At 49.5% G+C, this 3127-nt stretch carries 4 protein-coding genes and 1 pseudogene; 3 read left to right on the forward strand and 2 right to left on the reverse strand.

Annotated features, from left to right (window positions below; genetic code table 11):
- On the reverse strand, nucleotides 1-74 hold a 74-nt coding region (locus WCC56_RS19080; RefSeq protein WP_141108695.1), incomplete at its 3' end, for a transposase.
- A gap of 123 nt (nucleotides 75-197) precedes the next feature.
- On the opposite strand from WCC56_RS19080, the pseudogene WCC56_RS19085 reads away from it, so the two are divergent.
- A pseudogene (locus tag WCC56_RS19085) lies at nucleotides 198-368 on the forward strand (Bcr/CflA family drug resistance efflux transporter); the annotation flags it as partial.
- A 455-nt stretch (nucleotides 369-823) separates the two neighbouring features.
- The gene (locus tag WCC56_RS19090; RefSeq protein ID WP_424693898.1) at nucleotides 824-1126 is read left to right on the forward strand and encodes a HigA family addiction module antitoxin; all 303 of its coding nucleotides are present in this window, start codon (nucleotides 824-826) and stop codon (nucleotides 1124-1126) included.
- Nucleotides 1127-1373: 247 nt separating this feature from the next.
- On the opposite strand, the gene WCC56_RS19095 is transcribed toward WCC56_RS19090, so the two are convergent.
- On the reverse strand, nucleotides 1374-1505 hold the full coding sequence (locus WCC56_RS19095; RefSeq protein WP_424693899.1) for an integrase core domain-containing protein: 132 nt from the start codon (nucleotides 1503-1505) through the stop codon (nucleotides 1374-1376).
- Between the two features lie 551 nt (nucleotides 1506-2056).
- Here WCC56_RS19095 and WCC56_RS19100 point away from each other — a divergent pair.
- Nucleotides 2057-3127 (forward strand): IS3 family transposase gene (locus WCC56_RS19100; protein ID WP_424693900.1). Its coding sequence is split into 2 segments (ribosomal slippage), with 1072 coding nucleotides annotated over them: nucleotides 2057-2315 and nucleotides 2315-3127; the frame shifts between segments, so codons are not numbered across the junction. This gene is flagged as partial in the annotation.

Raw genomic sequence — 3127 nt, forward strand, 5'->3', positions numbered from 1 at the left:
ACGGAATAACCGCGTTCCGTTATCTGACGGACGGCTTCTTCCTTAAATTCAGGTGTAAATCGTGGTGTGCCCATACGCTCCTCCTATGCTCAAACTATAGGGCAGGATCGTCTACCGGGGCGGGGTCAGTCCAGTGCAACGTGTACTGCGTATCCCTCTCCGAGGGCCCAGTCTGCAGCTTCTTTCTGCGTATCTGCTTTATGTTTGCAGTAAACATTGTAGGATTAATGGCTGTGAGTATGGTCAACAGACGTCTGGTTCATCGCTATCCAGTGGAAGCGTTGCTCAGGAATGCCGTATTCATCGCCACTATTGCCGCAATAGTGCTGGCGGTAACCATGTCGGTGGGGGCAACCAAGGTTCAGGTACGGCTCGATCGGGATAATAAAGATGTTGAATGAAGTAACTATTTACGCTTGGCCGCCGGTTTACCGGTGGGAACTACGTGAGATTCTTAGCAACGTGCACGCTCGTGGCCACCACATGCGTATGTATTAAATTTGTCTGCGCGGAACGTTTTTATTAAAACCTTCTATATCTTTTTTTGACCCAGTCAGGACTGGCTTGCGTTAAACAGTGACTGTATTTGCCCGTCAGCACGGTGACCCTGACCAATAATCTTGTACCCTTAAAACACAGAATTGCGGCATGATATTGGCTCCGCTGATCGGAAGTTAGGCCAAAGGAGTAGCGATTCGAGTTTTTTGGTGAATTTAAGCTTAGGCTTAGTTTTTGTTGTAGAAGATGGTCAGCACCGATAGGCACATCACCATCGAAGTTACTGATGGTGACGTTTGAGTTCTCACTATGAGGTTCTCCACCGATGAAGCAGTATAATCCGCCCCATCCGGGCAAACTGGTTGCGGATAATATCTCCGCTCTTAACTTAACTTTGCAAGAAGTGGCAGTGGCCCTCGATGTGTCGCCATCGAGGCTTAAGCGTGTAACAAAACAACAGATTGCTATCAGCGCTGAAATGGCAATACGTCTGTCCTATGTTATCGGCAGTTCCCCAGAGTGGTGGCTACGAATGCAGGATGCGCACAGTCTGTACCATGCCGAGCGAAAAGTTAATTCATCCAGACTGAAACCGTTATTAACTGATGACAATATCAATATAGAGTGACAACATAAGAAATACGCTATAGGAAATAACGAAGTACCGCATTTATGAAGCGTACTGCCCGGTTTTTTTGCAATGGTCAAATGATTTTCATAAAGCTACTCATATCCTGAATAAGGTCCAAGGATAATCAGGAATAACTGGCTTATGTTTGTTGCTTATTCTGGCAACCGGCAGATTTTTTTAGGCAAATTTGGACGGAGTCATCCAGTTCAGCGCAGAATGAAGACGCCTTTTTACAGGGTATACGCTAGGCCACGATTTTGCACCAGGCATCCTCCATGGACATAAACCTTCTCTCTTTGAGACATTCCTGCCGCAGGCTGCCGTTGAACGACTCCATCGTGGTATTATATATGGACGGACCCTGTCTGATAGTCAATCCGGATATGACGTTCGAACACCCATTAAATCAGCATTTCCCCCGCAAATTAAGAGCTAATATCTGTTTTCAGTAATTGCGGTAATGCTGCCTTAGTGTGCTAGTGTCCAGCATCTCAATAACCTCTGCTGAACGCAGGTTTAGGCGCACAGATATCCCCATACATTCGCGCCTGTACAGTCCGATGAACGTCAAACAATGTGGATACCAATCATAGAACTCTCCCACCATGTCTAACGATTTTTCTTCAATCGCTTCTGGCCTAAGCCTCTCCACATCACGTGGGTTATCCATATCGATAAATTCATGGAGTTTAAGCGCCCTTTCTACTCGCGCTTTCTGGGATCACCTGATACCTTTTTTAAACTCTTCTTTTTTTACTCATTTTACGCTCCTTTTAAAACTGAATTTTCAGCGCGATTTCGCGTTCGCTAACTACATATAATCATAATGAAAAACTGATGAAATGCATGGTATATTTGAACTGCTCCCCGTTGATTAACACACCCCGATGTTAGTAATGTCTTCATAAGCCACATGAGGACATCCCCATGAAGAAGCGTTTTTCCGACCAACAGATCATCAGTATTCTCCGCGAGGCTGAAGCCGCGGTATCCGCCCGTGAACTCTGCCGCAAGCATGCCATTTCCGATGCCACGTTTTACACCTGGCGTAAAAAATATGGTGGTATGGAGGTGCCAGAGGTTAAGCGTCTGAAGTCACTTGAGGAAGAGAACGCCAGACTCAAGAAGCTGCTTGCCGAAGCCATGCTGGATAAGGAGGCGCTTCAGGTGGCCCTGGGCCGAAAGTACTGACGACAGACCAGAAGCGGGAAGCCGTGGTGTTGATGTGTGATGCGACCGGTCTGTCGCAACGTCGTGCCTGCAGGCTGACAGGTTTGTCCCTGTCGACCTGCCGCTACGAAGCGCAGCGTCCGGCGTCGGATGCGCATTTATCCGGACGCATCACCGAACTGGCACTGGAGCGCAGGCGTTTTGGCTACCGCCGCATCTGGCAGCTGCTGCGCCGCGAAGGGCTTCATGTTAATCACAAGCGCGTGTACCGGCTTTATCATCTCAGTGGCCTGGGAGTAAAACGTAGACGACGTCGTAAAGGCCTGGCAACAGAACGTCTGCCCCTGCTCCGCCCGGCGGCACCTAATCTGACCTGGTCGATGGATTTCGTCATGGACGCGCTGGCCACCGGTCGCAGGATCAAGTGCCTGACCTGCGTGGATGACTTCACGAAGGAGTGCCTGACGGTGACCGTTGCCTTCGGGATTTCAGGTGTGCAGGTCACGCGTATTCTGGACAGCATTGCGCTATTTCGCGGCTATCCGGCTACGATAAGGACCGATCAGGGCCCGGAGTTTACCTGCCGCGCGCTCGATCAATGGGCCTTTGAGCATGGCGTGGAGCTGCGACTTATCCAGCCCGGCAAGCCGACACAGAACGGATTTATTGAGAGTTTCAACGGACGCTTTCGCGATGAATGCCTGAATGAACACTGGTTCAGCGACATCAGCCATGCCAGGAAAACCATCAGTGAATGGCGTCAGGATTATAACGAGTGCCGCCCGCACTCCACGCTGAATTATCAGACGCCGTCTGAATTTGCGGCGG

It is taken from the genome of Erwinia sp. (assembly GCF_049696395.1).
GTDB lineage: Bacteria > Pseudomonadota > Gammaproteobacteria > Enterobacterales > Enterobacteriaceae > Erwinia.

Coding starts and splice junctions, on each gene's coding strand:
- WCC56_RS19090 (WP_424693898.1), top strand. CDS start 824: ATGAAGCAGTATAATCCGCCCCATCCGGGCAAACTGGTTGCGGATAAT.